Genomic DNA, 1,252 nt, shown 5'->3' with positions numbered 1-1,252 from the left:
TTCTTCACTCAATATTATCTCCCCATTCTGTAATACTTATAAACTATTACAAAAGCGTTCACTTGCTTTAAACAAGTAATTTGTTGCTTTGTTAATAACATGTAAAAATTCTAAGTTAGATAACCTTTCATATGCATCTAAAACATCCTTAGGCACACTCTCATACTGTTCCTCGACTTCTAAGGCAACAGAGATAAAATTCGTTAATACCATTTGATTTTGGAAGTACCATAGAACAATCTTTTGTTCTTCAGTCAATTCATTTTCTTCTTTAACACGTTTTCTATTACACACTGAACATAAATTAGGGCCTTTATGATCCATAAATGGTCTATACAAAGTGATAACGGCTTTACCACATCTTGGGCAATCTTGTTTTTCATTTTTTATCATAATTTCTCCATTTCGCAAATAATTTCATTTACAATTCTAATTCGTTTTTGCATGTTCACTTGCAAACCCCCTTTTGTATACAATTAGTAATTTGATTAAATAGGCATGTTATGTATGATTAACATCATAATTAAACTTGAACTTATACCAGCTAGTATACCTGTTAATACTCCATACCCCGGCCCTTCTACTCCTTTTGTGACTTCTAGTATAGTAAATATGAAATGTATAATACCTATACAAATAATGAAAAGTAATGTATAAAGTAGAAAAAATAAGATATTCAGCATAATAACGTCCATATGCTCTTATCCCTCCCATCAACCTCTTTATATTAGCACTGTTGTACTGTATTAATTAGCATTGAAAAAACGATTTCACTTTCAATGAATAAGATATCTTTCTAAAGTAAAAATCGAGCGAAAATATAAAATAAATCCATAACTAATAAATCCTAAGATAAAAATCCCCAAACCAGATAATATTTTAAATGATACATATTGTTTAGGATTGGTTAGTATAGAAAAACAGATCAAAGCCGCAACAAGGATAAATAACCCAACGACATACACTATAAAACTTTCAGTCATTACCATTCCCCTTTTTAGTACTACTTTCAACCTTGATTACTACTAAACAAAATAACGACATTGTTTTATTTAACATCTTTATCTTGAGAAAATTGTTTCACTTTACACGTAGTTTCTTACTCTTTTAATTGCTCTTTTACAAAGACTAAATCTATTTTAGATGTTCTATGTGTAAATATTAAGTCTTTACGCTTTTCAAAACAATCGTTACAGAAGTGAAATCCATCTAAATTATTTGCTGAGTTTATAGAAATAGACTTGGCACAACT

1 protein-coding gene is annotated in these 1,252 nt (G+C 29.2%); it reads right to left on the bottom strand.

All coding sequences use genetic code 11. The features are described 5' to 3' along the window. Positions 1–36: 36 nt before the first annotated feature. Positions 37–393, bottom strand: coding sequence for a hypothetical protein (locus RCF13_RS25125; RefSeq protein ID WP_308141636.1), 357 nt, complete (start codon positions 391–393; stop codon positions 37–39). Positions 394–1,252: the final 859 nt, after the last annotated feature.

Origin of the sequence: Stenotrophomonas maltophilia group sp. RNC7, from assembly GCF_030910085.1 — a bacterium.
Lineage (GTDB): Bacteria > Pseudomonadota > Gammaproteobacteria > Xanthomonadales > Xanthomonadaceae > Stenotrophomonas > Stenotrophomonas sepilia.
The sequence above is the reverse complement of the archived record's forward strand: the minus strand, read 5'-3'. Positions and strand labels throughout refer to the sequence as shown.